This window comes from Sediminibacillus halophilus (genome assembly GCF_900103695.1).
Lineage (GTDB): Bacteria > Bacillota > Bacilli > Bacillales > Amphibacillaceae > Sediminibacillus > Sediminibacillus halophilus.
In genome coordinates, this window is the sequence record NZ_FNHF01000001.1 from 106,149 (window position 1) to 132,514 (window position 26,366).

Annotated in this window: 30 protein-coding genes and 1 riboswitch; of the genes, 25 read left to right on the plus strand and 5 right to left on the minus strand. The window is 41.9% G+C overall.

Annotated features, from left to right (window positions below):
• The first annotated feature begins 149 nt into the window (after positions 1 to 149).
• From BLR82_RS00570 to BLR82_RS00635, 14 genes are all read left to right on the plus strand, one after another.
• Positions 150 to 1,034, plus strand: coding sequence for a superoxide dismutase (locus tag BLR82_RS00570; RefSeq protein WP_074597085.1), 885 nt, complete (start codon positions 150 to 152; stop codon positions 1,032 to 1,034).
• A 192-nt stretch (positions 1,035 to 1,226) separates the two neighbouring features.
• Positions 1,227 to 2,291, plus strand: coding sequence for a D-alanyl-D-alanine carboxypeptidase family protein (locus tag BLR82_RS00575; RefSeq protein WP_245693659.1), 1,065 nt, complete (start codon positions 1,227 to 1,229; stop codon positions 2,289 to 2,291).
• A complete protein-coding gene (locus BLR82_RS00580) occupies positions 2,292 to 2,882 on the plus strand; it encodes a nucleoside recognition domain-containing protein (protein WP_074597087.1) in 591 nt (196 codons plus the stop codon).
• Positions 2,879 to 3,412, plus strand: a complete 534-nt coding sequence (locus tag BLR82_RS00585; RefSeq protein ID WP_074597088.1) for a spore maturation protein — start codon at positions 2,879 to 2,881, stop codon at positions 3,410 to 3,412. Before BLR82_RS00580 ends, BLR82_RS00585 begins: the two co-directional genes overlap by 4 nt.
• Positions 3,413 to 3,501: 89 nt before the next feature.
• Positions 3,502 to 4,242 carry a pseudouridine synthase gene (locus tag BLR82_RS00590; protein ID WP_074597089.1) on the plus strand — a complete coding sequence of 247 codons (741 nt, stop codon included), beginning with the start codon at positions 3,502 to 3,504 and terminating at the stop codon, positions 4,240 to 4,242.
• Between the two features lie 54 nt (positions 4,243 to 4,296).
• A complete protein-coding gene (gene resA / locus BLR82_RS00595; RefSeq protein WP_281242147.1) occupies positions 4,297 to 4,866 on the plus strand; it encodes a thiol-disulfide oxidoreductase ResA in 570 nt (189 codons plus the stop codon).
• A gap of 28 nt (positions 4,867 to 4,894) precedes the next feature.
• Positions 4,895 to 6,529 carry a cytochrome c biogenesis protein ResB gene (resB, locus tag BLR82_RS00600; RefSeq protein ID WP_074597091.1) on the plus strand — a complete coding sequence of 545 codons (1,635 nt, stop codon included), beginning with the start codon at positions 4,895 to 4,897 and terminating at the stop codon, positions 6,527 to 6,529.
• Between the two features lie 37 nt (positions 6,530 to 6,566).
• Positions 6,567 to 7,757, plus strand: a complete 1,191-nt coding sequence (gene ccsB / locus BLR82_RS00605) for a c-type cytochrome biogenesis protein CcsB (RefSeq protein ID WP_074597092.1) — start codon at positions 6,567 to 6,569, stop codon at positions 7,755 to 7,757.
• 44 nt (positions 7,758 to 7,801) lie between these two features.
• Positions 7,802 to 8,518, plus strand: coding sequence for a response regulator transcription factor (locus BLR82_RS00610; protein WP_074597093.1), 717 nt, complete (start codon positions 7,802 to 7,804; stop codon positions 8,516 to 8,518).
• A complete protein-coding gene (locus BLR82_RS00615; protein ID WP_074597094.1) occupies positions 8,518 to 10,278 on the plus strand; it encodes an ATP-binding protein in 1,761 nt (586 codons plus the stop codon). Before BLR82_RS00610 ends, BLR82_RS00615 begins: the two co-directional genes overlap by 1 nt.
• 85 nt (positions 10,279 to 10,363) lie before the next feature.
• Positions 10,364 to 10,565: riboswitch (cobalamin riboswitch) on the plus strand.
• 162 nt (positions 10,566 to 10,727) lie between these two features.
• On the plus strand, positions 10,728 to 11,150 hold the full coding sequence (locus tag BLR82_RS00620; RefSeq protein WP_074597095.1) for a DUF4430 domain-containing protein: 423 nt from the start codon (positions 10,728 to 10,730) through the stop codon (positions 11,148 to 11,150).
• A gap of 5 nt (positions 11,151 to 11,155) precedes the next feature.
• Positions 11,156 to 11,677, plus strand: coding sequence for an ECF transporter S component (locus BLR82_RS00625; protein ID WP_074597096.1), 522 nt, complete (start codon positions 11,156 to 11,158; stop codon positions 11,675 to 11,677).
• Positions 11,678 to 11,810: 133 nt separating this feature from the next.
• Entirely contained in the window at positions 11,811 to 12,347 is a 537-nt protein-coding gene (gene sigX, locus BLR82_RS00630; RefSeq protein ID WP_074597097.1) for an RNA polymerase sigma factor SigX, read from the plus strand.
• Positions 12,344 to 13,537, plus strand: a complete 1,194-nt coding sequence (locus tag BLR82_RS00635) for a GerMN domain-containing protein (RefSeq protein ID WP_074597098.1) — start codon at positions 12,344 to 12,346, stop codon at positions 13,535 to 13,537. Before sigX ends, BLR82_RS00635 begins: the two co-directional genes overlap by 4 nt.
• A 196-nt stretch (positions 13,538 to 13,733) precedes the next feature.
• Here BLR82_RS00635 and BLR82_RS00640 read toward each other — a convergent pair whose 3' ends face one another.
• Positions 13,734 to 14,228, minus strand: coding sequence for an inorganic diphosphatase (locus BLR82_RS00640; RefSeq protein ID WP_026570090.1), 495 nt, complete (start codon positions 14,226 to 14,228; stop codon positions 13,734 to 13,736).
• Between the two features lie 208 nt (positions 14,229 to 14,436).
• On the opposite strand from BLR82_RS00640, the gene BLR82_RS00645 reads away from it, so the two are divergent.
• Entirely contained in the window at positions 14,437 to 14,901 is a 465-nt protein-coding gene (locus tag BLR82_RS00645) for a helix-turn-helix transcriptional regulator (RefSeq protein ID WP_074597099.1), read from the plus strand.
• Positions 14,902 to 14,957: 56 nt separating this feature from the next.
• Here BLR82_RS00645 and BLR82_RS00650 read toward each other — a convergent pair whose 3' ends face one another.
• Positions 14,958 to 15,206, minus strand: a complete 249-nt coding sequence (locus tag BLR82_RS00650; RefSeq protein ID WP_074597100.1) for a ferredoxin — start codon at positions 15,204 to 15,206, stop codon at positions 14,958 to 14,960.
• A gap of 120 nt (positions 15,207 to 15,326) precedes the next feature.
• On the opposite strand from BLR82_RS00650, the gene BLR82_RS00655 reads away from it, so the two are divergent.
• The 4 genes from BLR82_RS00655 to BLR82_RS00670 are packed head-to-tail and all read left to right on the plus strand — an operon-like array spanning position 15,327 to position 18,852.
• Entirely contained in the window at positions 15,327 to 16,388 is a 1,062-nt protein-coding gene (locus BLR82_RS00655) for a YpbB family protein (RefSeq protein WP_074597101.1), read from the plus strand.
• The gene (locus tag BLR82_RS00660; RefSeq protein WP_074597102.1) at positions 16,385 to 17,935 is read left to right on the plus strand and encodes a RecQ family ATP-dependent DNA helicase; all 1,551 of its coding nucleotides are present in this window, start codon (positions 16,385 to 16,387) and stop codon (positions 17,933 to 17,935) included. Before BLR82_RS00655 ends, BLR82_RS00660 begins: the two co-directional genes overlap by 4 nt.
• The gene (locus BLR82_RS00665; protein WP_074597103.1) at positions 17,913 to 18,563 is read left to right on the plus strand and encodes a CPBP family intramembrane glutamic endopeptidase; all 651 of its coding nucleotides are present in this window, start codon (positions 17,913 to 17,915) and stop codon (positions 18,561 to 18,563) included. The genes BLR82_RS00660 and BLR82_RS00665 overlap by 23 nt, the downstream gene beginning before the upstream one ends.
• Positions 18,508 to 18,852, plus strand: coding sequence for a hypothetical protein (locus BLR82_RS00670; RefSeq protein ID WP_139186865.1), 345 nt, complete (start codon positions 18,508 to 18,510; stop codon positions 18,850 to 18,852). Before BLR82_RS00665 ends, BLR82_RS00670 begins: the two co-directional genes overlap by 56 nt.
• A gap of 238 nt (positions 18,853 to 19,090) precedes the next feature.
• Here the strand turns inward: BLR82_RS00670 and BLR82_RS00675 are convergent, their stop codons facing one another.
• From BLR82_RS00675 to BLR82_RS00685, 3 genes are all read right to left on the minus strand, one after another.
• A complete protein-coding gene (locus tag BLR82_RS00675; protein WP_074597105.1) occupies positions 19,091 to 19,660 on the minus strand; it encodes a manganese catalase family protein in 570 nt (189 codons plus the stop codon).
• Positions 19,661 to 19,742: 82 nt separating this feature from the next.
• On the minus strand, positions 19,743 to 20,006 hold the full coding sequence (locus tag BLR82_RS00680; RefSeq protein WP_425440882.1) for a spore coat protein CotJB: 264 nt from the start codon (positions 20,004 to 20,006) through the stop codon (positions 19,743 to 19,745).
• Positions 19,999 to 20,226: a spore coat associated protein CotJA gene (locus BLR82_RS00685; protein ID WP_074597107.1), complete on the minus strand. Its 228-nt coding sequence runs from the start codon at positions 20,224 to 20,226 to the stop codon at positions 19,999 to 20,001. The genes BLR82_RS00680 and BLR82_RS00685 overlap by 8 nt, the downstream gene beginning before the upstream one ends.
• 164 nt (positions 20,227 to 20,390) lie before the next feature.
• On the opposite strand from BLR82_RS00685, the gene BLR82_RS00690 reads away from it, so the two are divergent.
• The 6 genes from BLR82_RS00690 (at position 20,391) to BLR82_RS00715 (ending at position 26,283) form a co-directional block, all read left to right on the plus strand.
• Positions 20,391 to 21,017, plus strand: a complete 627-nt coding sequence (locus BLR82_RS00690) for a CBS domain-containing protein (protein ID WP_245693661.1) — start codon at positions 20,391 to 20,393, stop codon at positions 21,015 to 21,017.
• Between the two features lie 41 nt (positions 21,018 to 21,058).
• Positions 21,059 to 21,832, plus strand: a complete 774-nt coding sequence (locus BLR82_RS00695) for a metallophosphoesterase (RefSeq protein WP_074597109.1) — start codon at positions 21,059 to 21,061, stop codon at positions 21,830 to 21,832.
• A 103-nt stretch (positions 21,833 to 21,935) separates the two neighbouring features.
• Positions 21,936 to 22,526, plus strand: coding sequence for a genetic competence negative regulator (locus BLR82_RS00700; RefSeq protein ID WP_074597110.1), 591 nt, complete (start codon positions 21,936 to 21,938; stop codon positions 22,524 to 22,526).
• A 313-nt stretch (positions 22,527 to 22,839) separates the two neighbouring features.
• Positions 22,840 to 23,772, plus strand: a complete 933-nt coding sequence (locus BLR82_RS00705) for a D-alanine--D-alanine ligase family protein (protein WP_074597111.1) — start codon at positions 22,840 to 22,842, stop codon at positions 23,770 to 23,772.
• 124 nt (positions 23,773 to 23,896) lie between these two features.
• Positions 23,897 to 25,180: a Glu/Leu/Phe/Val family dehydrogenase gene (locus BLR82_RS00710; RefSeq protein ID WP_074597112.1), complete on the plus strand. Its 1,284-nt coding sequence runs from the start codon at positions 23,897 to 23,899 to the stop codon at positions 25,178 to 25,180.
• A 125-nt stretch (positions 25,181 to 25,305) separates the two neighbouring features.
• Entirely contained in the window at positions 25,306 to 26,283 is a 978-nt protein-coding gene (locus tag BLR82_RS00715) for a YpdA family putative bacillithiol disulfide reductase (protein WP_074597113.1), read from the plus strand.
• Positions 26,284 to 26,366 lie beyond the last annotated feature (83 nt).

Genomic DNA, 26,366 nt, shown 5'->3' on the forward strand with positions numbered 1-26,366 from the left:
AAAAACGGGTCTTCTTCCTAAACCGTGAGAGTCTTTTGGCTTTTCACTCTCCTGCATTTGATTTTGACTTTCAGATAAAGTTTCACCTCTGTGCTCCTTAACAATACACATAGGCGGGTTTCCGGCATAGAATATCGGGAGGTGATTCGATGAACGAAAAAAAGAAAGATTACTTAGCTTCCTTGAAAACATGGGGAAAAGAAGTTGAAGAGAAAATGGAAGGAGTCAAACTGGACGGGAAGGATTCGGAAGAGTGGAAAAAACAGCTATCCGACTGGAAATCCTTACTAAATGACTTGTTAGAAGAAAAAGACGAACCCACTGATGAAAAAATCGCACTTGTAGAAGAAAAAAGTACTAAGCTCTTCCATCTTATTAAGTATCTCTTGGAAAATCCGCGACAAAGCCAAGGAGCAATTCTGCCAGGGCAGCACATCCTTCCCGATCTGCCATATGCTTATGATACCTTGGAACCGTATATTTCTGAGCGAATCATGAGACTCCATCACGATCGTCACCATCAATCTTATGTGGATGGTTTGAACAAAGCGGAAACAGAGCTGTATACAAAGCAGTCTGATAACAAATTGATCAAACATTGGATGAGAGAGCAGGCATTTAATGGTTCTGGTCATTTCCTCCATTCTTTGTTTTGGGAAAACATGTCCCCGCGTGGAGGCGGCAGGCCATCTGGCGAGTTAATGCGACAAATAGAAAAAGATTTCGGTTCGTTTGCAGCATTCAAGGCGCTTTTTTCCAATGCTGCTGAATCGGTTGAAGGAGTTGGATGGGCGGCGCTCGTATGGGAACTGCGCTCCGGTCGCCTGGCAATCCAGACAATCGAAAAGCATCAAATGTTTAGTTTATGGGATGTCATTCCACTACTAGTCCTAGACGTATGGGAGCATGCTTATTATCTCCAATATGAGAATAAGCGCGTCGATTATGTGAAAAATTGGTGGAATATTGTAAACTGGCAATCGGTTTCCCAAAGATTGAAAGAAGCAAAAAAAGTAAACGTCCCATATGTTTAACGTTCTAAAAGGAGCCGGCTGGAGAAAAAGGTATATTTCGCAGCCGGCTCCTTTATTTATTGGCCGGGAGAAAACAAGAAGGGAGTTTTATACATACGCCTGTCCTTCCTGCATATGATGGTACAAGAGAGTAGCCGGGGAGGTAGGGCATTGAAGCGAATAGGAGTACTCATTTGTTGTGTTGGTATCATAATGGGGGGGTTTATACCCCAAAGGGCAGTAGCAGCTCCGGGAGTATCCGCTGCACATGCCGTTCTGATTGAACAGACTACAGGAAGAGTGCTGTTTGAAAAGGATGCTCACGAGCCACAACGAATAGCAAGTATCACAAAAATAATGACGGCAATTATCGCGATAGAATCTGGAAAATTGGAAGAGGAGGCGACAGCTAGTCATCGGGCGGTCTATACAGAGGGGTCCTCGATTTACCTGGAAGAAGGAGAAAAGATGAAACTGAAAGACTTAGTCTATGGACTGATGCTGCGTTCAGGGAATGACGCGGCGGTCGCTATCGCCGAAAACGTAGGAGGAAGCGTCGAGGGGTTTGTCCATATGATGAATGAAAAAGCAGCCTGGCTTGGGATGACAGATACAACGTTTGAAAACCCGCATGGTCTGGATTCGGAAAATCACCGCTCGAGTGCATACGATATGGCTTTGTTAATGCGTTATGCAATGGATAATGAGATATTCAGAGAAATAACCGGCTCTAAATCATACAAAGCAGAAACAAGGATGTACGCATGGGGAAACAAAAACAAATTATTGACTCAGTATTACGAGTACTGCACTGGTGGAAAGACAGGGTACACAAAACGGGCAGGACGAACGCTTGTTTCAACAGCTGATAAAGATGGCATGTCCCTTATCGCGGTAACCATAAATGATCCGGATGATTGGCGTGATCATATCCGTTTATTCGATTGGGGATTTGAAAAATATCAGATGACGGATTTGCAGCAGCAGGGAGTGGAGCAATTTAGCATTCGCGGTTCGAACAGAGAACTTAGTGGATATTTTCCAGATACGTTGCGTTATCCACTTACAGAAAAAGAACAACAGCAAGTAACCAGCTCAGTATATTTGCTTGATAATGCTTCCAGCTCAAAAAAACAAGCGGAGAAAATCGGCAAGAAAGTTTTCCAAGTCAACGGCACCTATTTGACAGAAATGAACATTTTACCTAATGATTTCAATCAAAATAATGGCCAGCGAGGATTTTGGCAGTTATTACGGAAAATGACAGGAGTTTTTTAGGTGGTTAATTATATTTGGGCAGCGATGGCCGTGATTGGTATTATCTATGCAATGTTTAATGGAACCATGGAAGAAGTCAATGAAGCATTATTTGAGAGTGCTGATGACGCAGTCATGTTGTCGATTGGTTTGATAAGTGTTCTCGTCTTCTGGCTTGGACTAATGAAGGTAGCTGAAGAAGCGGGACTTCTTACCATGTTGGCCAAACTCTTCAAGCCGCTGGTAACAAGATTGTTCCCGGATATTCCGAAAGACCATCCAGCTATGGGTTACATTTTGTCGAATTTCACGGCAAACTTATTTGGGTTAGGCAATGCTGCCACCCCGATGGGGATCAAAGCGATGGAACAAATGAAGCAGCTTAGTAAGACAGATGAAGCAAGTCGTTCAATGATTACTTTTCTGGCAATCAACACTTCTAGTTTGACATTAATTCCTGCCACAGTCATTGCCATCCGCATGAAGTATGATTCGGTTGCACCTACAGAGATAGTGGGCACGACGATTATCGCTACTTTGATATCCTCTGCAGCTGCCATCATTATAGACAGATTATTTTATTATAGAAGGGTGAGAAAGCAGAAAAGATGAGTTTCATATCGACAATCAGCAGCTGGATGATCCCGCTGATTATATTAATTGTGCTGATTTCTGCTTCGTGGAAGAAGCTTCCTTCTTATGAGCTGTTCGTTGAAGGGGGAAAGGAAGGGATTCAGATGGCGTTTTCTTTGCTTCCCTTTTTACTGGGGATGATGGTTTCCATCGCCATACTGCGCGGCTCGGGAGCTCTGGACGCCTTTATTTCCTTGCTATCCCCGCTATTACAGACCTTTGGGGTACCGCCTGATATTGTCCCCTTATCGATTATAAGACCGATTTCCGGTACGGCAGCACTCGGCATGACCACAGAACTAATTAGTACTCACGGTCCGGATTCGTTTATCGGACGACTTGCTTCGACCATGCAAGGTAGTACGGACACCACCTTATATATTATTACCGTTTATTTCGGGGCAGTTGGAATTCGAAGGATGGGAGATGCTTTAAAAGTTGGACTGTTGGCAGATCTAATTGGTATAATAGCTTCAATCGTGATTGTCACGATTGTATTCGCAAGGTAAGCGTTGACTTTTTAGTTAACGCTCTTCTTTATTGTCCGAAAAGGGACCAGCAAAAGCACTACTAAAACAAAGGAAAATTTGGTGATAAAATGGCTAATGAACAAGAAAGGCTGCAAAAAGTAATTGCGCAAAGCGGAGTCACATCCCGTCGGAAAGCAGAAAAACTGATCGAAGAAGGAAAAGTGAAGGTTAACGGACAAGTGGTGACAACATTGGGTACAAAGGTTTCTTCCGATGATAAAGTCGAGGTGAACGGGGTTCCCCTGGAGAAGGAAGAGCCTGTTTATTATCTTCTCTATAAACCGCGCGGCGTTATATCCAGTGTAAAAGATGATAAAAACCGAAAAGTAGTCACCGATTATCTACCGGAAATTGAACAGCGGGTGTTTCCGATAGGAAGGCTGGACTACGATACTTCTGGTTTGCTGCTTTTGACAAATGACGGAGATTTTGCAAATCTGCTGATGCACCCGAAGCATAAAATAGACAAGGTTTATGTCGCTAAAACAAAGGGGATACCTGATAAGGAAGCATTACGGCAAATGAAAAAAGGGATCGTTTCAGAAGGGGAAAGATTAAGGGCGTCATACGTGAAAATTTTGTCAACGGATGCAAAGAAAAATACAGCGATCGTCAAAATTGTATTGCATGAAGGGAAAAACCGTCACATTCGCCGAATGATGGAAGCTTTACAGTATCCGGTTGATAAATTAAAGCGGGAGGAGTATGCGTTTTTGAATCTGCACGGGTTGAATGCAGGTGAGTGGCGAGAGCTGACACCGCACGAAGTAAAGAAACTGCGTACGCTCGCAGAAGAAAATGTTAAATAATGTTCAAATATCACGCTTGCTTTTAATGATATAATGGCGTAGGGAGTGAGCATGTTGAGTAAAGTTGAAGAAGCAAAAAAACAAAAACAAAAAAAGAAGAACATGCGTCTTCTTTTTCGTTCCAGCATTCTGATTGTTTTGCTGGCTGCAGTAGTATTTGCGTTGGTGTCTAATTTTAACAAGGATAAAACGGTAATAGGAGTAGGAGCTGAGGCACCCAATTTTAAATTGGAACGCCTTAACGGTGAAGGTGGAGAAGTATCCCTTGATGATTTAAAAGGCAAAGGGGTCATGCTTAATTTTTGGGCCACTTATTGCGGACCATGTAAGGATGAGATGCCATATATGGAGAGTCTTTATCCTGAATACAAAGAAAAAGGTGTAGAAATTTTAGCTGTCAGTTTGGATTCAAACGATTTAGTCGTGAACCGATTCGTGGACAAGTATGAGCTTAGCTTTCCGATTGTCAGAGATAACGGAGGACAAGTATTGGAATTATATGATGTTGGCGAGCTTCCTTCCACTTTGTTTATCAATGCGGATGGCGAAGTTGTGGACAAGGTCTCGGGCGCATTGACACTTGATCGGTTGGAGGGGTACTTGCAAAACATAGAACCTCAATAACAACAGCGAAAAATTGTGAGGGATAGGAATGAAACGAATTACTTGTGAATCTTGCGGACACGTCAACCCGGAAGGTACCGTGTTGTGTGAAGCTTGCGGAAAACCGATTGAAAAAAATCAGCACATTGATGGCAATAAACCTGGAAAACTACTGAACATGCGGTATGAGGGCAGCGCAAGAAGGTCACAAACCTACAATAAATCGGTGATTGATAAAATATGGAATTTCTTTTCATCGGTGAAAGTAGGGGTGACGTTAATCGTCATAACGTTAATTGCTTCGGCGGTTGGAACCATTTTCCCCCAGGAAATGTATATACCACCGAATGTGGACCCGGCACAGCATTATGCCGACCAGTATGGAATACTAGGCAAAATTTATTATCAACTAGGACTGCATAACTTATACAGCTCCTGGTGGTATATGATTTTAATCGCGTTGATCGGTACATCAATCATCATTGCCAGCATTGATCGTTATGTACCGCTCCACAGGGCATTGAAGATGCAGAAACCGAAGCGGCACAAAGCATTTTTGCAGAAACAACGGTTGTTTAGCGAGACGGAAAACATATCCAATCAGGATGTAAAGCATGTAAAGGACAGGTTGAAAAAACAACGATACAAAATCAAGGAAGAAGACGGTCACATATTGGCCGAGAAGGGCCGCTTTTCCAGATGGGGACCGTATGTGAACCATATTGGCTTAATTGTATTTTTGATAGGTGCACTGATGCGTTTTATCCCATTCATGTACATAGACGATTATGTATGGGTGCGAGAAGGAGAAACAGCGGTTGTCCCGGAAACTGACCAGCAATATTACGTCGAGAACAAAGAATTCATTATGGAAACGTATGATGAAAACGATGAACGGTATCAGGAAGCCATTCAAAAGCAGGGGGGTGCTGTTCCGAGTAACTATCAGACAGATGCAGTTATCTATAAAGCATCCGGGGAAGCTGTTACAGGAGAAGATCCAGAATTAGAGAAGGTAAAGGAAGGCAGTATCCAAGTAAACAAGCCTTTGAAGTTCGACGGATTTGCTCTTTACCAATCGAGTTATCAGCTCGATGAATTTAAATCGATGACATTTAAAATCCATGAAACAGACGATGAAGCAGAAGAGGCACTAGCCAGCTTTACTGTCAATTTGATGGACCCGGAATACGAGTATGAGCTCGATAATGGATTCCGCGTAGTCATTGACCAATACTTCCCTGAATATTTCATGGACGATGGAACACCTGCATCCCAATCCAAGTATCCAAGAAATCCGGCCTTTGTCTTTTTCGTGTATCCTCCAGGGGAGGACACGCCTGAGGTCAGTTTTGCAGGAATCGGCAGAAATGTCGACGCCTCGGGAGAAAACGATTATAAAGTAGGATTGCAAAATTTCGAAGTCCGTGATGTAACCGGACTAACACTTAAGCGAGACTATACGCTTCCTATCATCGCACTTGGTGGCCTGATTTTCATGATTGGTGTCATTCAGGGCATGTACTGGCAGCACCGCAGAGTTTGGATCCATCCAAGCGATTCCGGAGTAATGCTTGCTGCCCATACGAATAAAAACTGGTATGGAATCAAGCGTGAAATTGAGAAAGCGATCGAGGGAACTGAACTGAACATGGTAGAGGATCAACTGGAAATCAAGCAATAACCCCGTTTGGCAAACAAACGGTGGAAGGAGGAGAACGATGGGAGATTTGACTCAGGTAAGCAGTGCGCTGCTTTATTTTGCTTTTATTTTATATTTAGTGGCGACCTTTGTGTTTGCAGGGACAATTCGTGATAAACGGACGGATAAAGGCAATGGCAAGTTAGGTAAAGTGGCTATTACCATCACTATTATCGGCTTTTTGACACAGATAGGTTATTTTATTACACGGTGGATTGCAAGTCAGCATGCACCGGTAAGTAATTTATTTGAATTCACTACCTTTTTTGGCATGATGCTCGTCTTTGCCTTTATCATCATCTATTTTATTTACCGATTGAATCTGCTGGGACTATTCACATTACCTGTTGCTTTATTGATCATTGCTTACGCAAGTATGTTCCCGCGGGAGATATCTCCGCTGATTCCTTCGCTGAAAAGTCATTGGTTGTACATACATGTAACAACGGCGGCGACTGGTGAAGCGATATTGGCAGTAAGCTTTGCAGCAGGACTGATTTATTTAATTAGGCAAATCGACCAAACCCAACGTAGTAAACGGACCACCTGGTTGGAAGTAGTCATGTATGCGGTATTTTCCACATTGGGTTTTGTAATTATTTCCTCCTTATTCAGCGCTTTTCACTATAGTGCAGAGTTTCAATTTCCGGTCGAGGGAGAAGAGATAACCGTAGAGTATCAGCTTCCTGCAATTACGGGGCCAGATGACGGAGAGTTGCAGACAGAAGGAGTCATGCAGCCATTGTTTGAAGCACCTGGTTGGATGCATGGTGAAAATGCCGCGAGGAAATTTAATACATTGATTTGGTCGGTTCTGACTGGTGCGGTTCTATATTTATTAGCCAGATTGATCTTAAGGAAACGGATTGCAGCCGCCATTCAGCCATTATTGAAGCGGGCAAATCCTGATTTAGTGGATGAAATTTCTTACCGAGCAGTAGCTATCGGTTTTCCGGTATTTACTCTGGGAGCTTTGATTTTTGCGATGATATGGGCACAACAGGCATGGGATCGTTTCTGGGGTTGGGATCCAAAAGAAGTTTGGGCCTTGATCACCTGGTTTTTCTATGCAGCCTTTCTGCATTTACGTTTATCCCGGGGCTGGCATGGTGAAAAATCTGCATGGCTGGCAGTTGGGGGATTCGCAATTATCATGTTTAACCTGGTTGCAGTCAACTTGATTATCGCCGGTCTTCACTCCTATGCGTAATAGCGGTATGATAGAAGCTAGAATATAATTGAGGGGCGGATTGCATGGTCAGTAATGAAAAGATTTTGGTAATAGAAGATGAGGAAAGAATTCGTCGGCTAATCCGAATGTATCTGGAACGGGAAGATTACATGGTTGAAGAAGCAGAGGACGGCGAGTTCGGCCTGCAGCAGGCACTTGAAAATGACTATGACTTGATTTTATTGGACATCATGCTTCCGGGAAAAGACGGAATCGAGGTTTGCAAAGATATAAGAGAGCAGAAGGATACGCCGATCATCATGCTGACTGCAAAAGGTGAGGAAGCAAACCGGGTGCAGGGTTTTGAAGTGGGAACAGATGATTATATTGTAAAACCTTTCAGTCCGCGCGAAGTTGTATTGCGTGTTAAAGCACTACTGCGGCGTTCTACGTCAAAGGCATTTTCAGCCGAGGAGCATACAACCAGAGATTTGATTGAATTTCCTCATTTGTTCATTGATAATGATGCACACCGCGTCAAAGCGGATGGCAAAGAGGTAAGTCTAACTCCGAAAGAATACGAGCTGCTTTATTTTCTGGCAAGATCGCCTGACAAGGTTTTCGATAGAGAGCAGCTGTTGAAAGAGGTTTGGAAGTATGAATTCTTTGGTGATTTACGTACTGTCGATACCCACGTGAAACGGCTAAGGGAAAAATTAAACAAAATTTCTGAGGATGCTGCAAAAATGATCGTAACCGTATGGGGAGTCGGGTACAAGTTCGAGGTTGAAGGCGACTGATGTTCTGGCGTAGTGTCGTTTTCAAGCTATGGTTTACTATCCTGCTGCTTGTTTCCTTTGTTCTGTTGATTCTGACTATCTTATTACTGGAGTTTTTCCAGAACTATAACGCAGATCAAGCGGAGCAAAACTTGATGCAAACAGCTACGAAAGTCTCTGTCATGGTAGACCATTACGATGACAGGGGCTTGATTTATGAAACAACGAAACGCGTGAAAGACCCTTCGAGCAAGATTGCGCTTGTATTTGGCGAAGGGGATTTTTGGATTTCCGACCAGAAGGATGACAGTCTTCCAAATATATCCTACGACTGGCTGATGTCTGAAAAAGATTTATCATCCGTGATCAGTAACGATGAAGAGGTCAAAAAACAAGTGATCTTGCCAGGGACCGAAAACAAGGTAATTATTGTCGGTACGAAGCTTCCAAATCAAAATGGCGCTGTATATGTTTATCAATCACTTAATGTGTTAAAAGAAACATCCAGGCATACAACAAGGATCATTTGGCTCGCTGCAGGTGTTGCGCTGATTCTGACAACCATTTTTGCTTTCTTTCTGTCTTCGCGGATCACATCTCCTTTGATAAAAATGCGAGAAGGCGCTTTTGAGTTGGCGAAAGGCGAATTTAATACGAAAGTACCCATTTTGACTCACGATGAAATCGGAGAGCTGGCTATGGCGTTCAACCGGATGGGAAGGCAGCTCAAGTTTCATATCAACGCTTTAAGGCAAGAAAAAGAACAAGTATCCAGCATTTTAAGTTCCATGGCGGATGGCGTTTTGACACTTAACCGTAAAGGGAATATCATGGTTTCCAATCCACCTGCCGAAAAATTTCTCGAAGACTGGCATTTTGAAAATGATTCTGCTGAAGAGGAAGTAAACTTGCCAACGGAATTAATGGAGACGTTGGATGAAGTTGTCGCCACTGAGAAGGAAGTCATGCGGGAAATTTCGATACAGGGAAGAAATTGGGCGATGATCATGACGCCTTTATACGACCAGTCCTATGTTAGGGGAGCAGTAGCAGTATTTCGGGATGTGACAGATGAACGACGTCTTGACAAACTGCGCGAAGATTTTATTGCCAATGTTTCTCATGAACTGCGAACGCCGATTTCTCTTTTACAGGGTTATAGTGAAGCAATAGTCGACAATATTGCGGAAAGCAAGGAAGAAAAAAATGAGCTTGCGGGAATCATCCATGAGGAATCGCTTCGAATCGGCCGGCTGGTAAATGAATTGCTCGACTTGGCCAGAATGGAGTCAGGCCATATACAATTGGAGATGGAATTGGTGGATATGGAGCCTTTTTTAGATCGGATTGTAAAAAAATTCAGCGGCATGGCACATGACAAAGCTGTTTCACTGTCTTTGGAAAATAATCTGCAGATAACAAAACTCACATTCGATTCAGACAAAATTGAACAAGTTTTTACGAATCTAATTGACAATGCGATTAAGCATTCTTTTTCAGGGGGAAAAGTTAGAATTATTCTCTCCGAGGAAGAAAAAGAAGTGGTTTGCTCGGTCATGGATGAAGGAGCAGGTATTCCTGCCGACGACTTGCCCTTTGTATTTGAGCGTTTCTATAAAGCAGACAAATCAAGAAAAAGAGAAAACAGCAAGACGGGAACCGGTTTAGGACTGGCAATTGCAAAAAATATCATGGAAGCGCACCAGGGATCACTGACTGTCCAAAGTAAAGTTGAAGAAGGGACAACCTTCACCTTCCGGATTCCGAAAAACATCGAATAACCGTTAAACTTGAGGAATAATCTTGTTCCTTATGTAACATTACAGCTTCCTAATTATAGGGAACTGTGATAAAATAATTTTTGGAAATCAAATAGAATACTACGGTGCCTTTCAGTCGGTTTGACCGTCTGGCGGGCTGAAAAGGGAATCTGGTGAAAAACCAGAGCTGTCCTCGCAACTGTAAGTACGGACGAAAAGGATAAACCACTGTGAGCTTTTACTCATGGGAAGGTTCCTAAGTAGAAAGATGTACGAGCCAGTAGACCTGCCGTTGTTGCCTGTTTCAAACCTTCGGGGATTGAGTGTTTGAGACTGCCGGTATGTGGCTCGTTATCCATTACTGCTGGTTTGTCTCTTTAGCTTATCTTCTCAGAGGATAAGCTTTTTATTTTTGTACATAAATAGCACTTTGCCTGTCCCTGAAAATTATGAGTGGGAGGTTGGAGGAAATGAAGAAGTTTTTATTCGTGTTATTAAGTTTGTTATTTGCCGCTGGTATCGTGACTGGCTGTGCTGAACAGAATCAGGATACCTCGAACAATGAGACGGCTGAGACAACGGAGCAATCCGGTGAATCTGAAAGTCAAGAGGTAGTGACGGTAACCATTTCAGAGGATGAAGGAGAAAATGTCATCGCTGAAAAGGAAGTTGAAATCGAAGATGGGGCTATTTTACTTGATGTGATGAAGGAAAACTTTGAAGTAGAAGAATCGGATGGTTTCATTACTTCCATTGAGGGTGTTAGTCAAAACGAAGAGGAAGGGAAATACTGGATGTACTCCGTCAATGGAGAAATGGCAGAGGTTGGGGCGAACGAGTATGAACTAAACCCGGATGATGAAATCACGTTTGATTTGCATGCCATGGAATGATTTGAGTGAGTACCTATAAGTTGACTTTGATTGCAGTTCTTGCAGCATTGGCTGTCGTGGGAAGGTATACCTTTCAGTTTCTTCCCAATGTACAGCCAGTAACTGCCCTGATCATTATTTGTGGTTTCTTTTTAGGTCCTGTGTCCGGAGTTTTGCTTGCTGGATTGACTACTTATCTTTCCAATTTATTCCTCGGCATGGGACTTTGGACCATATGGCAAATAATTGGCTGGGCGTTAATCGGATGGATGAGCGGATTAATCGGGAAATACTGGAGAGCCGTTCCATTGGCAGTGATGGTTGTTTTTGCGGTTTTTTGCGGCTATCTTTATGGACTGGTTGTTTCACTGGCAACATTTTCAGTGGCGGGAAATTTTCTTTCCTATTATCTTTTGGGTTTGCCGTTTGATACCTATCATGCAGTTGGAAATGGAATATTTATGACGATTTTATTTCCGGTATTCTCCAGGATATTCGCAAAATACTTCCGTAATTCCGGCTATGGAAAAATACCAGCTAGTAAATAGCTGGTATTTTTTTTGATTTACCCCTAAAAGGAATAAATAAATAAAGTTATAATAGAAACGATTGACAAAAATGTTCCTTCATTGTAACCTTTTTGCTTCGCGCTCCGACAATATAGTGAACGGGGGATCTGGCATGAAAGCCGTTTTTCAGGATTTGTATAAAAAATATCATCAGGATTTATACCAATTTTTAATTTATATGACAAAGGATAAGGAGCAAGCAGAAGACCTCGTCCAGGAAGTTTATATAAAAGTATTGAAGTCTATTCACACCTTCAAAGGTGAAAGCAGTGAAAAAACGTGGCTTTTTTCCATTGCCAGGCACGTAGCAATCGACTACTTCCGAAAACAGTCTAATAAACGGAAGCGGATCCTTGATTTTTTTGATTGGGGAGAGCGAGGAGAACAATTGGAAGATCAATCGATCCTTCCAGAAGAAATAGCCGAGCAAAATGAAGAAATGAGACAGATTTATCGCTGTCTTGATAAATGTAGTCTTGATCAAAAGAGTGTTATTATTTTACGGTATATTCAATCTTTTTCTTTAAAGGAAACAGCAGAAACGCTCGGTTGGAGTATTAGCAAAGTGAAGACAACCCAACATAGAGCCATCAAAGCATTGAGACAGCTACTGCAGCAGGAATACGGAGAGGAGGGAGATATCCAGTGAAAAAAGGATGGACGAATCAACGTGTAGAGGATAACTTGAGAAAATTGCCTGTTATCCAGGATAAGCGACCGGAAAATGAATTGTATCAAAAGGTTGTGAAAGGTTTAGAGGAAGAAACAGACAGAAAAAACAAAAGGTCCTGGAAATCATGGTTGATTCCCTCCCTGGCTACTTTGGCGGTACTTTTGTTAATTGCAGTAATAGGTCAAAGTGCATTGCGTATCGATTATTTTACTACGCAGGAAGACGTCGCTGATACTTACTCGAATGAAGCTAAGAAGAGTGAACAGGCCGAAGTAATGGAAGAGGAATCACAATCCGCTACCAGTCTCCCTGCTGAACAGTCCGAATCTGCTGATGAGGAAGCAATAGTAAAGGAAGCAGAAGAACCCGTCAGTAAAGCTGTCTATACCGATAGCGACAAGAAAACGGCATTCGATGTTTCCATACCGATTGAAGGAAATGGTTATCTTGTGCCATTGACTTATCAAACAGAAAACACAAGTGAAAGGATCGAAAGCACGTTAAACCAGTTGGATGATCTGCTCGATCCTCAAGCTATCGGTCTCCCATCGAATCTTTTACAAGGGGTAACCTTTGAGATTGATAAAAGCAACGGGATTGCAATAGTTGATTTTCCTGCTGATTTTAACTTTGAAGACGAAGCGTTTACCGGGAATGTGGGAACGGTATTATCCAGATTATTTCTACCTCTGGAAATTAACCAAGTAAAACTTCAAATTAACGGAAATCCGGGTATCCCAATTGCAACAAAAGGGGAAGTAATAGATAGTCTTCCGCTAAAACAGCCTGGTAGCTATGTTTATAAGGTCTATCAAAAGCAGGAGGACACCACTCCTTTTTTAGCAGCTGTACCTGTGGCCATTGACAATGACATTGAAGCAGCGTTTTATGAAATGCGAAAAGAAGAACCCGACAATAATTTGAAAGCGACAATACCTTCAGGTGTTTCATTCCGTGTTCAAAAGTCTGAAAAGCAGGTTTCGGTGAATCTATCCGGCCCTGTAGCAAATGACCAGAAGACACTGGATATGTTAGAAGCAATGATGATGACCGCCAAAAGTTTCGGATACCAAAAAATCAAGTTTCATGTCCCTGAAAGCAGAATTGGGCCTTATGATAATTTGGAAGAGCCGCTTGAAGTCCCTGATGGTATTAACGGGCAATAAACAGACACTGCATTTCTTTACCAAGTTAGCTGAAGCGGTGGTTAACACTCTTTCTGAAATAGGCGATGGCACTTCCCATTACAGTTGCTGGGCGGTTTGAATTTTTAGAGACAAAACAATCCAATACTTTTCTTGAATTCTATTCAAAAAAGCTGCCCTTCAGCCAATTGTGGCAAAGGACAGCTTTTTTCATTGCTTATTTTTGGTCTTTATATCTTGCAAGACAATCGTCAATCAGTTTATTGGCAGCCTCTACGCCTTCCCATTCCCCGATTTCGGTCTTTTTGTTTTGCAGGTCTTTGTAAGTTTTGAAGAAGTGAGAAATTTCATCCAGTTTATGTGATGGAACATCTTCCAAGCTGTAGACATCTTTAAAACGCGGATCTTCTACAGGCACTGCCAAGAGCTTCTGATCTTCTTCGCCGCTGTCAATCATATTTAAAAATCCGATGACCCGGGACTCAATGACACAACCAGGGAAAGTTGGATTGGTCACTAGCACGAGTGCGTCCAGTGGGTCTCCGTCTAACGCTAACGTTTCATCGATATAGCCGTATTCAGCAGGGTAAAATTGCGGAGAAAAAAGTACTCTGTCCAGCTTAAATACCCCTTTTTCCTTATCGTATTCATATTTGTTCTGATTGCCTGTCGGAATTTCGACAAATACATCAATCACTTTATTATCTGCCATTAATATTGCCTCCTTCTTTGCTTGGCAAGAGTAGCTGAAAACCGTCACCTGCCAGCTTTTTTTCATTATTAATAATTATGTAATCAGCTTCGGTAACATATTATATCAATTTTTAATAAGGAAAGAAAGCAGAGAACATGTTAGAATATAAAAGAAACGTATAAAAACCTTACACATGAAAAAATCAGCAACAGGACGGTAAAAAATAATGGACAAAACAATACTTAGTAACCAAATATCAAGTAAAATCAAGTTAATTAGAGTAGAAAGAAATTATACACAGGATAAAATGGCTGCAATTCTTGGAATCTCGAAGAAAACACTTGTTCAAATTGAAAAGGGAAGAACGGTTGCCAACTGGACTACAACAACAGCAATTTGTGCATTGTTTCGTAACAGTGAAGTTATTCGCAACATGCTCGGCGGAGATGTTCTGGAAGTAATCGAAACGATTGCCCACACTTCCATAGAAGAACCGTTGGAAATACATACAGAGGATAAGGTTTGGTGGAACAATCTTTCAGAGCGAAACGGTTATACCCTGCAACAAAATGTTCAAAGCCAACATTACCGCATCGTGAACCCGGACAAGCAGCGGTGGTACAGTTCAACAGATAAGGAGGCGGCATTTGCCAAGTTCGGCCAGGTAAACGGATTAGTGGCCCCCAAATAGGAGGTCTTGAAAAAGATAAAAAGAGATGGCTATGAAAGCATCTCTTTTTGGGGATTTTATAGAAATTTATCCGGATCTCCTTCGAACGGCTGTTCTGCTATCTTGATAGACTCAGTAGGGCAGCCTTCGCAGGCGTCTTCCAGGTCATCTTTAAGTTGGAAGGAAACAGGTGTGATCCCCTGGTTATTATCCAGTCGAGAAAAAGCAATCCCTTCATCATCATAGTCAAATATGTCCGGGGCGGCTGCTCCGCAAGCCCCACAAGCGATACAGGTTTCCGGATCAACTAATGTAAACTTCGCCATGATAGAGTTCCTCCTAAGGCTTTGCTCTCTGCAAAACCACCAAATCACTATCTTCTATTGTAAAACGGTTTGGATTTCTCGGCAAATGTTAAGCTAAAGTAATAGAAAGGGAATATCGCGATGCTAACGGAAATCATATTAGACAGTCTTAAAAAGCTAAAACAGGAGCGCACCAGTGCAGCGGTTTATCACTTGCTGGTCGGCAAGCGATCTTCTCAAACACTGCAGGATGCCCATTTATACCATTTGACTGGCTATTTCGGAATTGCAAAGGGAATGGAAAAACAAGTGTTTGATAAAGAAATTGAAAAGTTGGTGAGTAAGGGTTTCTTACTTCAAATAGGGGATAAAGCGGTTGTTACTCAAAAGGGTATGGATTTTTTGAAAGATAGTGAGTCCAAGAAACTATTGCAGCATTATAACGGTCTCGTTTATGACCGAGCATCGGATCTTTTCTATGAAAGACTCTCCCTATTTATTCAAACTGCAGCAAATATTGAACGCGGCAATCATCGATTCATACCTGTTAGCGATAATCAGGAAGTCTTGCGTTGGATGAAAAATTACTATGCGGTGTACCGCCGCCGACTACAAGAGCCTCTGGACCAGTTGTATGATGAAATGCTTGTTTTCTTGAATAGATTGCCCGAGCAGCATGCCGAAATATTTGTAAAAAGATTAAGCGGCTATTCCCATTTTGGCATGAGCAAAGTACAACTAGCAGCGTTATATGACTTAGATAAGTATGATTTTTTAGTATTATACCAGCTGATTTTACACCGGCTGCTAAATTATGTGATTTATGACAGCACACCCACTCCAACCCTCTCTTTTTTTGCAAGAGGACTCGTAAAAGAGGTATTTCTGACTGATTCGGCACGTAAAACGAACGACCTGCTTAAACAGGGAAGAAATGTCGAAGAGATATGCAGGATAAGAAAATTAAAAGAAAGTACTGTCCATGATCACCTGATTGAAATCGCTTATGCCAATCCTCGTTTTCCTTTGAGCGATTATGTATCCTCGGAAGCCGTCAGCGAAATAGGCAAACAAATTGAGCGGTTGGAATCCAGGAAATTAAAGGACATTAAGCAGGCGTTAGATGACCGTTACAGTTACTTGCAAATACGTCTCGTAATGGCAGTCTACCGGGCGGGATGGCAAAAAGGAGTGGAACAATGACCGATAATTTGAAAAGTGCATTAGAAAATTATTTTGGCCACCAAACTTTCCGGGAGGGGCAACGGGAAATTATCGAAGATGTCCTTCTTGGGAAAGATGTGCTTGGTATTTTGCCGACGGGATCGGGAAAATCGGTATGTTATCAGCTTCCTGCCAGGATGATGCCTGGTGCAGTGCTGGTTATTTCACCGTTGATTTCTTTGATGATGGATCAAGAAAAGCAGTTGGCAGCTGCCGGGTATAAAGATGTCATTGCATTCAACAGTTTTTTGAGTTTGCAAAAAAAGCAAAAGGCTTATCAGAATTTATCAGCTTATAAATTGATATATGCCTCACCAGAAATGCTGCAAAAAAAAGGGTTTGTCAAAAAGCTGTGTGAACTAAACATCTCCTTATTTGTGGTGGATGAAGCACATTGCATTTCGCAATGGGGGCATGAGTTCCGTCCGGATTATTTAAAATTGCATCAAACGATAGAAGCCTTAAAACACCCTCCGGTACTCGCCTTGAGCGCTACAGCGACACCGGAAGTGCAGAAGGATATTTCCTTTCAGTTACGTAAACCCGCAATGGTAAGACATGTATATCCAATGGACAGGGAAAACATCGCTTTTCAAGTAGATAAACTAGAAGACCCTTCTGAGAAAATGAAGCGGATTTCAAGTGTATTAAAAGCCCATCCGGTACCGACAATGGTTTACTTTTCAAGTCGGAACTGGACAGAGAAAGCTGCGGCTGAACTATCTGCAGCATTGCCAAATATGAATATTGCTTTCTATCATGGTGGAATGGAACAATCTGACCGTATATTGATTCAGCAGCAATTTATGAATGATCAGCTTGACGTCATATGCTGCACCAGCGCTTTTGGAATGGGAATCAATAAACAAAATATCAGGTTGGTTATTCATTTTCATTTACCACCGCAAGTTGAGTCGTTCATCCAGGAGGTCGGCAGAGCGGGAAGGGACGGTTTGTCAAGTATCAGTCTTGTCCTTTTGTCACCGAACGATGACTTACTTCCAAGAAAGTTAATCCAGTCTGAGTTACCTGACAGTAAAGAAATCCATCGAGTCATCCATTATATAAAATCAAAAATACAGCAAGGAGTTTATCATTTACCTGAACTAGACATACTCCTGGAAAGTTTGCAAATTAGTGAAACAAAATGGAGATTCATGCGCTATCATTTTGAATATCATGGTATGATGGATAATAATCAGATTGTTTCTTCCTTAGAATGGGAAAACATAGAGAAAAAGATCAGTCGTGTAGCTGCTAGAAGAACTAGATATAAACTTTCCAAGGTAAATGAATTGCTTTGGTGGGCAGAACAAAGTGAATGCAGAAGGAAAGCGTTGTTTGCTCCGTTTCAGGATACAATCAAGCAGCCGACTTATCGTTGCTGTGATAAGTGTGATTTTAAATTTTCAGAATGGTCACCGGTCACGAAAGTTACAAGTCAGTTGGAATCTTTTAATTGGAAACAGGCATTTAAACAGATAATGCTTCAAGGGGACAGAGATGAAAAGATTAAGTCAGGTTGAGGCTGTGAAACAGCTTACCAGCAGCCAATTGAAGACACAATTATACCTTTCACAGTTGCTTTTTTTATTACTTGCTTGTGGATTGAGCTTGTGGTTATTTCCTTCCATTCATTATTGGCTGGCATTAGTTTCATGGAATGAGGGTGACTTCCTTTTTTATGGAATAATTCCTGGTCTGATCATCGTAATGATAGATGTTATGTTAATGAAATGGCTGCCGGAGCAGGCTTTTGATGACGGTGGGCTAAACAAGAAGATTTTCACTAATAGCAGTATAGCCGAAATCCTTCTAATTGCATTGATTGTGGCGGTTTCGGAAGAGGCTCTTTTCCGAGGAGTTCTGCAAACAGAATTAGGTTACCTGACTGCCAGTATCATTTTTGCACTTGTTCATGTCAGGTATTTAACAAAGCCATATTTATTGTTATCGATTGTGCTGATCAGTTTTTATTTTGGATGGTTATACGAACTGACTGGAAATTTATTAGTTACTATTGCAGCACATTTTGTCGTAGATTTTATACTAGGAATTTTACTCAGGAATGGCAGCATCATGAGAGGGGGAAGGAAGAATGACAGAGGGAAGCAACAAGGATCAGGCCAGGCAGCTCCGGAGCATGGTGGGTGAATTGGACGAGGAAACAGAAACGACTTACAGTGCGGAACAGGAGGAAGTAAATGTTTTGAATCTTCCACCTCGCAAGGAAGTCCATCAGAACAAAAAAACAAAAGTGAAGTGGAAAGTGAGCCTGTCGCTGATCCGGTTGCTTGTTATTCTTTTTCTTCTTATTATTGCTGTAATTGTATCGTTTCAGATTTGGGGTGGCAACCAGCTGTTCGATTTGGATGGCAAACAGGGAATGGACAACATTCTGCCGGGCTGGGAGCAGGTCAGGGTAATAACGAATGGAAAATGAATTGGCTCTGGAAAACGACAAAGTGGCCAAGTAAAACCGAACGATAATTCGAAATCCTCAATCTTCGAACTCGTTCGGTTATTCTTTTTTAAAAAAAACAAATTTATAAAATTGCATCGTCAAGAGAATCCATAAAGAGGTATTTTACATACTTCCCATGCTGTTATCGATCGGCTTTCGTTATATCCAACCATAATGCCGGTTAACAATGGTGTTTAGTGTACAGGTGAAAAGGTTATTAAAAGAAAACTTTCTTTCCTCTTTCTTCTTTTAGTATTTCAGCAGCTTCCCGGAAACGTTGGGAATGGACGACTTCCCGTTCCCGCAGATACTTCAGTCCATCGTTCAATTCCGGATCATCAGACATGTTGATGATCCATTGATAAGTCGCTCTCGCTTTTTCTTCTGCAGCAATATCTTCATATATATCGGCAATCGGGTCTCCTTTTGCTTGTATGTAGGATGCAGTCCAAGGGGTACCGGAAGCATTCTCGTAAAATAGGGCATTGTCATGGTTGACGTAATGCGCCCCCAAACCAGCTTCCTTCATTTGTTCAGGTGTGGCATCTTTTGTTAATTTATAGACCATCGTTGCGATCATTTCTAAATGAGCAAATTCTTCGGTTCCGATATCGGTAAGCAGTCCGATAACTTTATCGGGAATGGAATAGCGTTGATTTAAATAGCGAAGTGCTGCTGCCAATTCTCCATCTGCACCTCCATACTGTTCAATTAAGAACTTTGCTAAACGAGGATTGCATTCCCGGACACGTACAGGGTATTGGAGTTTCTTTTCATAATACCACATGAACATCTTCCTTTCTTGTTGTGTAGATAGTAGGTGTTCAGAGAAAAGAAGGGCAGCGCTGTTATGCTATCTGCCCTTATGTTCAGACTTGCCAGGGCCAAGGAGCTTCTTTCCAATTCCAAGGATAACCCGAGTAACTCATACCATATTGAAATAATGGTCCATATTGTTTTTCATATTGTTTCTTCAACTGCCGGCTCTGGTGGGCATGGTGGTTGAATTGCTGGACAGCTTCATTGTCCCAGGGATGGGTGTCTAGATACAAAGTCAATTCACATAATACAAAGTCGACCGCTTGGATTTCTTCCAACAGTTCGTAATAGGCATTTGTCAGCGGTTCATTCACCTGTATCCCCCCTTTTATATGGAGATTCATACGGACTGTATAAAGCCGGCCACAATGTACCTCGGTGCAATGCTTCTTTTGCCGAGGCATACTGAGGAAGACATGGAGGCTGGAAACCGAGGTATAACTGCGGAGGCGTCTCATAGCTTTTTACTTCAATAGGCGGGCATGGATCAGTGGGACTCGTATAAGGTGTATAAAATTTTCGTTGGCTGAACATGACTTACTCCTTTCTAAAGGGCGAAAGTAATGATACAGTGTATGAATATAACTGTTTGTCTCATTCTACTTGATTCATGTTAAGAAATAATTATGCAGGGAATGGAATAGCGAATGTAGAAATAAATATATAGTATCTTCAAAAGGAGGCTGATTCAGTTGTTTGTGAAAAGCATTTTAAAACCAAGCTACCAGTGTATTATAGCCAAAGAAAAGGATACACTAAAGGCTACTATAAATCAGTTGGAAACCAAGGATATTGAAGCCATGCCAGTAGTGGAAAACGGCAACTTTAAAGGAATGATTTCGAAACAGGATATATACCAGGCTTATTTTCAGAGCGGCCAACCGCGAGATGAATTCCTGAGTAGTACGCTTGTCGGAGACATAGCTTCACATGGTGATTTATATATTGATGAGCAAGCCGTTTTCGAAAAAACGTTAACGACTTTTAAAGGTTATCCCATTTTGGCAGTGGTCGGGCCAGAAAAGCAATTTCTCGGTATCGTCACCAGGTTTGATATGATTGAGCAGTTTGAAAGTGTTTTTGGGATGAAAAAACCTGGTGTAAGAATTGCATTTACTTCTGAAGAATCGACGGGCCGTTTATCCCGCCTGGCCGATATTATCAAACAAAACCATGCAAATGTTATTTCAGTAACTACCTTTGATGAGACCGATAAATTGGCGAGAAGGATTGTTTTGAAGGTGGAAAAAAACGACAACATTGATAAATTGTCAAGTAAGTTAGAAAAATCTGGATTCCGCGTATTGGATATCAAGGAAGTATAAAATTTTCGTCGACGTTTAACAACGGGAAAAGGAGAAACTGATTGGTTGCTATTATCTTTGGAGTTGTTTGTATTAGCGGGTTGCTTTTGTTCGGAAGAATGACTTACCTGGCCCACCATGATTATATTCGACACCATCATATTCCTGTATCGTTAAGGAAGAATGACGAAACAATCCGGGTATTTTTCATCTCCGACATCCACCGTCGAATTATACAGGGATCCAGTATCTCGGCGATTGAAGAGCGGATTGACCTGGTCGTTATCGGTGGCGATCTGGCAGAACGCAATGTACCTCTAAGCAGAATCAAAGAAAATATTCGCTTGCTCCATAAACTCGAAGCACCGATTTATTTTGTCTGGGGAAACAATGATTATGAATTGAATTACAGGAAGCTGGAAGAACTGTTAGAAGCTGAAAGTGTCACCTGCCTCAAAAATGAATCAGAAATGGTGGAATTGCCCACTGGTCAACCACTGTATCTTATCGGATTCGATGATCCGGATAACAGTTCTCCCATTGTCGAGCTGTTGGAAAAGCCGGATGAAGACATGCCTGTGCTGCTACTAAGCCATCGTCCGAGTGTGTTTGAGGAAATGGGGGAGAGCATAGCAGGTATGATTGATCTAGTTTTAAGCGGGCATACGCATGGGGGACAAATACGTATCTTTGGTATTGGGCCATATACACGCGGAGGGATTAAAACGATCCATGACACACCTGTTCTGATTAGCGAAGGCTACGGTTATACCAGTTTGCCATTCAGGCTGGGAACAACTGCCGAATGCCATATTGTAACACTAAAAGGATGTTAAACAGTTTTCTGCTGGCTAAATCTGTGTTACTGTCTAGGTACCATTAATCCGATATCCTCATATAATATACAATTAGATGAGGCATTCAAGGGGGGATAAGTGAATGCGTTTAGAACGATTATCGACCAACCAATTTAAGATTTTCCTAACTTTCGACGACTTGATTGAAAGAGGTCTGACAAAGGAAGACTTATGGCATGATTTACCAAGAGTCCATCAACTGTTCCATGATATGATGTATGAAGCCAGCGACGAGCTGGGAATTGAGTTGGAAGGAATGCTGCTTGTCCAGGTTCATCTTATGCAGGCACAAGGGATGCTGGTGATTGTAACACAGAATAACCATTGGATAGATGATGAGGAAGACGAAGAAGATTATGTAGAAATGAAGGTTACCCTGGATGAAAGCAGGGAACTCATTTTTGCATTTACTGATTTTGAAAATATAATTCAGGTTTGTGCACATTTTGCCGACTTGGGAATAAACGGAGGAACAGTATACCATATGGATGGTTTTTATTATATGCAGTTTGATGATGAAGAAGTAGATGGACAAAATCGTGAGCATGTGATTGCCATCATGTCGGAATTTTCTTCTCCAAGCATCGTTACATCCCATAAATTGAAAGAGTATGGAAAACAGATCTTCTCACAGAATGCTACTGGACAAGTGAATAAGTATTTTCTACAATGAAATAGTAGGAAAAAGGAGTTGGTCGATTATACACCAACTCCTTTTTTTATGGCTAAAACTGCAGGTATTCCTTTTACAAAAGGGGCTGGTCAAACGTTGAGGAATGAAGGAATCCTTTAATGAGGTACTTTCCTTACCTTAAGCTTGCAATCAATGACTCTTTACTTCGGGGTTGTTCAAGTCGAATTGCGCTTTTCTTGTTCGTTTTTGTAGATGATGTAATGGGAACATGTTACTATATGTACGTAGTAAAATAAATGAAGAAACAGAAAACAAGAAGGATAACAGAGTTTTGGCTTAGGGAGTGAATGGATTGAAAATAGCGGTCCTTTACGGAGGAACATCCGGTGAGAGGGAAGTTTCCCTCTCAACAGGAAAGGGAATCATCCAAGCATTGAAGGAAAACGGACATGAGGTGACAGGTATCGATTTCCATCCAGAACGACTTGACGAATTGTTGAAGCTTAACGTTGACTTGGTTTTTATTGGGCTTCACGGAAAATTCGGAGAGGATGGAAAAATACAAGGGCTGCTGGATATACTGGATATCCCCTATGTAGGGTCAGGAGTCTTGGCTTCTGCATTAGCGATGGATAAGGCAAAGGCCAAGCAAATTTTTGAAAAGAATCAATTGCCGGTTGCCAAGGGTATAGCCATACCTGTTAAGAGACATACTCAACAGGAAATCATTGATTTGGTACAGGGCAAATTCACTCCTCCGTACGTAGTGAAACCGAATCAAGAAGGTTCAACACTTGGCTTAACGATAGTCAAAAAGGCTGAACAGCTGCCCGAAGCGGTGAAAAATGCTGTGCATAGTGACGATATGCTGCTGGTGGAGGAATTTATATCCGGTCGAGAATTCACTGTCGCAGTGATCGGTTCACAAGGGGAAGAACAAGCATTGCCGGTTATTGAAATTATTCCTAAGAACGATTATTATGACTTTGATTCTAAGTATAAGCCCGGGGGAAGTGAACATATCATCCCGGCACGGATTAGTGACTCGTTAACCGGACAATTGCAAACGTACGCTGTCCGCGCCCATCAACTTTTGGGGTGTGATGTATATTCAAGAGTTGATTTTATCGTTACCGAGACAGGTGAACCGGTAGTTTTAGAAGTAAATACATTACCCGGGATGACACCGACCAGCTTGTTTCCGGATGCAGCAAAAGTAGTCGGCTGGTCCTATGAACAAATGGTCGAACAGTTTGTGACCCTTTCATTGAAAAACAAGCAATAGAAATTATTTATTTATCAAATGCCGATAACGTATTGCATATTGCTATCTAGCGTGTATACTATTGTCTGAAAGAAATTGCTAAAACTTTAAAATGATGAACTGAATACGATTGGGAGGTAAGTTCATGGTAGCCGATAAAGCATCAGATTCTCCAAATGAACAAAAGGAAGACAAACTGGACGTATTGAAATCAACCCAAACGGTAGTACAAACAGCACTCGATAAATTGGGCTATCCAGAAGAAGTCTTTGATTTACTAAAAGAACCGGTGAGGATGATGACTGTCCGGATACCTGTACGAATGGATGATGATTCCATCAAGATATTTACAGGATACCGAGCACAGCATAATGATGCAGTAGGACCAACAAAAGGCGGGGTAAGGTTTCACCCGAATGTAACAGAAAAAGAAGTAAAGGCACTATCGATATGGATGAGTCTGAAAGCGGGCATTGTCGATTTGCCTTATGGCGGTGGAAAAGGCGGTATTGTTTGTGATCCGCGGGAAATGTCTTTCCGTGAGCTGGAAGGGCTCAGCCGTGGATATGTGCGGGCGATCAGCCAAATAGTTGGCCCGACAAAGGATATCCCGGCGCCGGATGTGTTTACAAATCCGCAAATCATGGCATGGATGATGGATGAATACAGTCGAATAGACGAATTCAATAATCCTGGTTTTATTACAGGTAAACCTATAGTTCTTGGTGGTTCACACGGGCGTGAATCCGCCACAGCCAAAGGCGTAACTATTTGTATTGATGAAGCGGTCAAGAAAAAAGGCATATCTGTAAAAGATTCAAAAGTGGTCATTCAGGGCTTTGGGAATGCAGGAAGCTTTTTAGCGAAGTTTTTGAACGATCAGGGAGCGAAAATCGTCGGGATCTCTGATGCATACGGAGGACTACATGATCCAGACGGCTTGGATATCGATTATTTACTAGATAGAAGAGACAGTTTCGGTACGGTGACCAAACTATTCGAGGACACGATTAGTAACGAAGAACTATTGGAACTGGATTGCGATATCTTAGTGCCTGCCGCAGTAGAAAACCAAATAACCGAGGAAAATGCCGATAAGATCAATGCTTCTATTATAGTAGAAGCAGCCAACGGACCGACCACACTGGAAGCGACAAGGATTTTATCTGAGCGTGGTATTCTGCTGGTCCCAGATGTCTTGGCTTCTGCTGGTGGTGTCACCGTTTCTTATTTTGAATGGGTACAGAATAATCAGGGCTACTACTGGACGGAAGAAGAAATTGAAGAGAAATTGTATAAAGTCATGGTGAAGGGCTTTAACAATGTCTATAACACGGCTGAAACCAGAAAAATAGACATGCGTCTGGCTGCATATATGGTCGGAGTCAGAAAAATGGCTGAAGCAGCAAGGTTCAGAGGTTGGATTTAATGGTACGCGGTACTTATCAGTGTAAGTTTGATAAGTACCGTTTCTGTTTTCCATCTCTGTCCAGGTTAAAGAGATGAAGACTGCTTCTGAGCAGTCTTTTGGTTTGGCAAAAAGGAGTGGAAGAGATGCAAGAAGAGAATACGATCATTATTGGAGCGGGACCGTGTGGTATGTCTGCCGCTTTGGAATTGCAAAAACGCGGAGTGAAACCATTACTGATTGAAAAAGGGAATGTTGTGAATTCCATTTATCACTATCCCACCCATCAAACATTTTTCAGTTCCAGCGATCGGTTGGAAATTGGTGAGATCCCGTTCATTACGGAAAAGAAAAAACCAGTGCGGAACCAGGCAATGGCATATTATCGCACCGTTGCAGAGCGAAGTCAGCTCCGGATAAATAGTTTTGAGCGGGTAGTAAAAGTGACTAAACAGGAAAAGGGATTTCAACTACGTACACGAACTGCCAAGGGGGAAGAACGATTTTACCAGGCAGACCACGTAGTCGTTGCAACAGGCTATTATGACCAGCCACGATATATGGGTATTCCGGGAGAAGAACTTCCGAAAGTAATGCATTATTTTAAAGAGGCTCATCCTTTCTTTGGCCAGAATGTCGCCATTATCGGAGGGAAAAACTCAGCTGTCGATGCTGCTCTGGAGCTACATAAAGCGGGAGCGAATATAACCGTGTTATATCGGGGCAGTGAATATTCGCCAAGTATTAAACCATGGATTTTACCTGAGTTTGCGTCCCTTGTTCGAAAAGAAATCGTCAATATGGAATTTAATGCAGAAATCAATCGTATTACCGAAAATGAAATACACTATCAGGTGGACGGTAAGCAAAGAGTAATTGATAATGACTATGTGTTTGCCATGACTGGCTACCAGCCGGATAATCAATTCCTTCAGGAAATGGGAATTGAGATCAATAAGGAAACGGGAGAACCCGAATATGATGAAGAGACGATGGAAACGAATGTCTCTGATATTTATATTGCTGGTGTGATTGCAGCTGGATTCAACAATAACAAGATTTTTATAGAGAACGGGCGATATCATGGCGGATTGATTGCCGAAGCTATAACCGCTAAACATTAGTGATAAAAAGCTTCAGGGAGATAATAGGTTACGGTTAGAAGTTTTCTGTGTGGTTTTTGGAAGGGGAGTTTTGAAGAGACGTT

What these genes read in the sequence shown, in the direction of transcription:
- BLR82_RS00665 (WP_074597103.1), top strand. Translation starts at nt 17,913, where the DNA reads ATGAAAAGATTAAGTCAGGTTGAGGCTGTGAAACAGCTTACCAGCAGC.
- BLR82_RS00645 (WP_074597099.1), top strand. Translation starts at nt 14,437, where the DNA reads ATGGACAAAACAATACTTAGTAACCAAATATCAAGTAAAATCAAGTTA.
- BLR82_RS00650 (WP_074597100.1), bottom strand. Translation starts at nt 15,206, where the DNA reads ATGGCGAAGTTTACATTAGTTGATCCGGAAACCTGTATCGCTTGTGGG.
- BLR82_RS00660 (WP_074597102.1), top strand. Translation starts at nt 16,385, where the DNA reads ATGACCGATAATTTGAAAAGTGCATTAGAAAATTATTTTGGCCACCAA.
- BLR82_RS00685 (WP_074597107.1), bottom strand. Translation starts at nt 20,226, where the DNA reads ATGTTCAGCCAACGAAAATTTTATACACCTTATACGAGTCCCACTGAT.
- BLR82_RS00700 (WP_074597110.1), top strand. Translation starts at nt 21,936, where the DNA reads ATGCGTTTAGAACGATTATCGACCAACCAATTTAAGATTTTCCTAACT.
- sigX (WP_074597097.1), top strand. Translation starts at nt 11,811, where the DNA reads ATGAAAGCCGTTTTTCAGGATTTGTATAAAAAATATCATCAGGATTTA.
- BLR82_RS00590 (WP_074597089.1), top strand. Translation starts at nt 3,502, where the DNA reads ATGGCTAATGAACAAGAAAGGCTGCAAAAAGTAATTGCGCAAAGCGGA.
- ccsB (WP_074597092.1), top strand. Translation starts at nt 6,567, where the DNA reads ATGGGAGATTTGACTCAGGTAAGCAGTGCGCTGCTTTATTTTGCTTTT.
- BLR82_RS00610 (WP_074597093.1), top strand. Translation starts at nt 7,802, where the DNA reads ATGGTCAGTAATGAAAAGATTTTGGTAATAGAAGATGAGGAAAGAATT.
- BLR82_RS00640 (WP_026570090.1), bottom strand. Translation starts at nt 14,228, where the DNA reads ATGGCAGATAATAAAGTGATTGATGTATTTGTCGAAATTCCGACAGGC.
- BLR82_RS00570 (WP_074597085.1), top strand. Translation starts at nt 150, where the DNA reads ATGAACGAAAAAAAGAAAGATTACTTAGCTTCCTTGAAAACATGGGGA.
- resB (WP_074597091.1), top strand. Translation starts at nt 4,895, where the DNA reads ATGAAACGAATTACTTGTGAATCTTGCGGACACGTCAACCCGGAAGGT.
- BLR82_RS00670 (WP_139186865.1), top strand. Translation starts at nt 18,508, where the DNA reads ATGACAGAGGGAAGCAACAAGGATCAGGCCAGGCAGCTCCGGAGCATG.
- BLR82_RS00715 (WP_074597113.1), top strand. Translation starts at nt 25,306, where the DNA reads ATGCAAGAAGAGAATACGATCATTATTGGAGCGGGACCGTGTGGTATG.
- BLR82_RS00655 (WP_074597101.1), top strand. Translation starts at nt 15,327, where the DNA reads ATGCTAACGGAAATCATATTAGACAGTCTTAAAAAGCTAAAACAGGAG.
- BLR82_RS00675 (WP_074597105.1), bottom strand. Translation starts at nt 19,660, where the DNA reads ATGTGGTATTATGAAAAGAAACTCCAATACCCTGTACGTGTCCGGGAA.
- BLR82_RS00710 (WP_074597112.1), top strand. Translation starts at nt 23,897, where the DNA reads ATGGTAGCCGATAAAGCATCAGATTCTCCAAATGAACAAAAGGAAGAC.
- BLR82_RS00620 (WP_074597095.1), top strand. Translation starts at nt 10,728, where the DNA reads ATGAAGAAGTTTTTATTCGTGTTATTAAGTTTGTTATTTGCCGCTGGT.
- BLR82_RS00615 (WP_074597094.1), top strand. Translation starts at nt 8,518, where the DNA reads ATGTTCTGGCGTAGTGTCGTTTTCAAGCTATGGTTTACTATCCTGCTG.
- BLR82_RS00575 (WP_245693659.1), top strand. Translation starts at nt 1,227, where the DNA reads ATGGGGGGGTTTATACCCCAAAGGGCAGTAGCAGCTCCGGGAGTATCC.
- BLR82_RS00585 (WP_074597088.1), top strand. Translation starts at nt 2,879, where the DNA reads ATGAGTTTCATATCGACAATCAGCAGCTGGATGATCCCGCTGATTATA.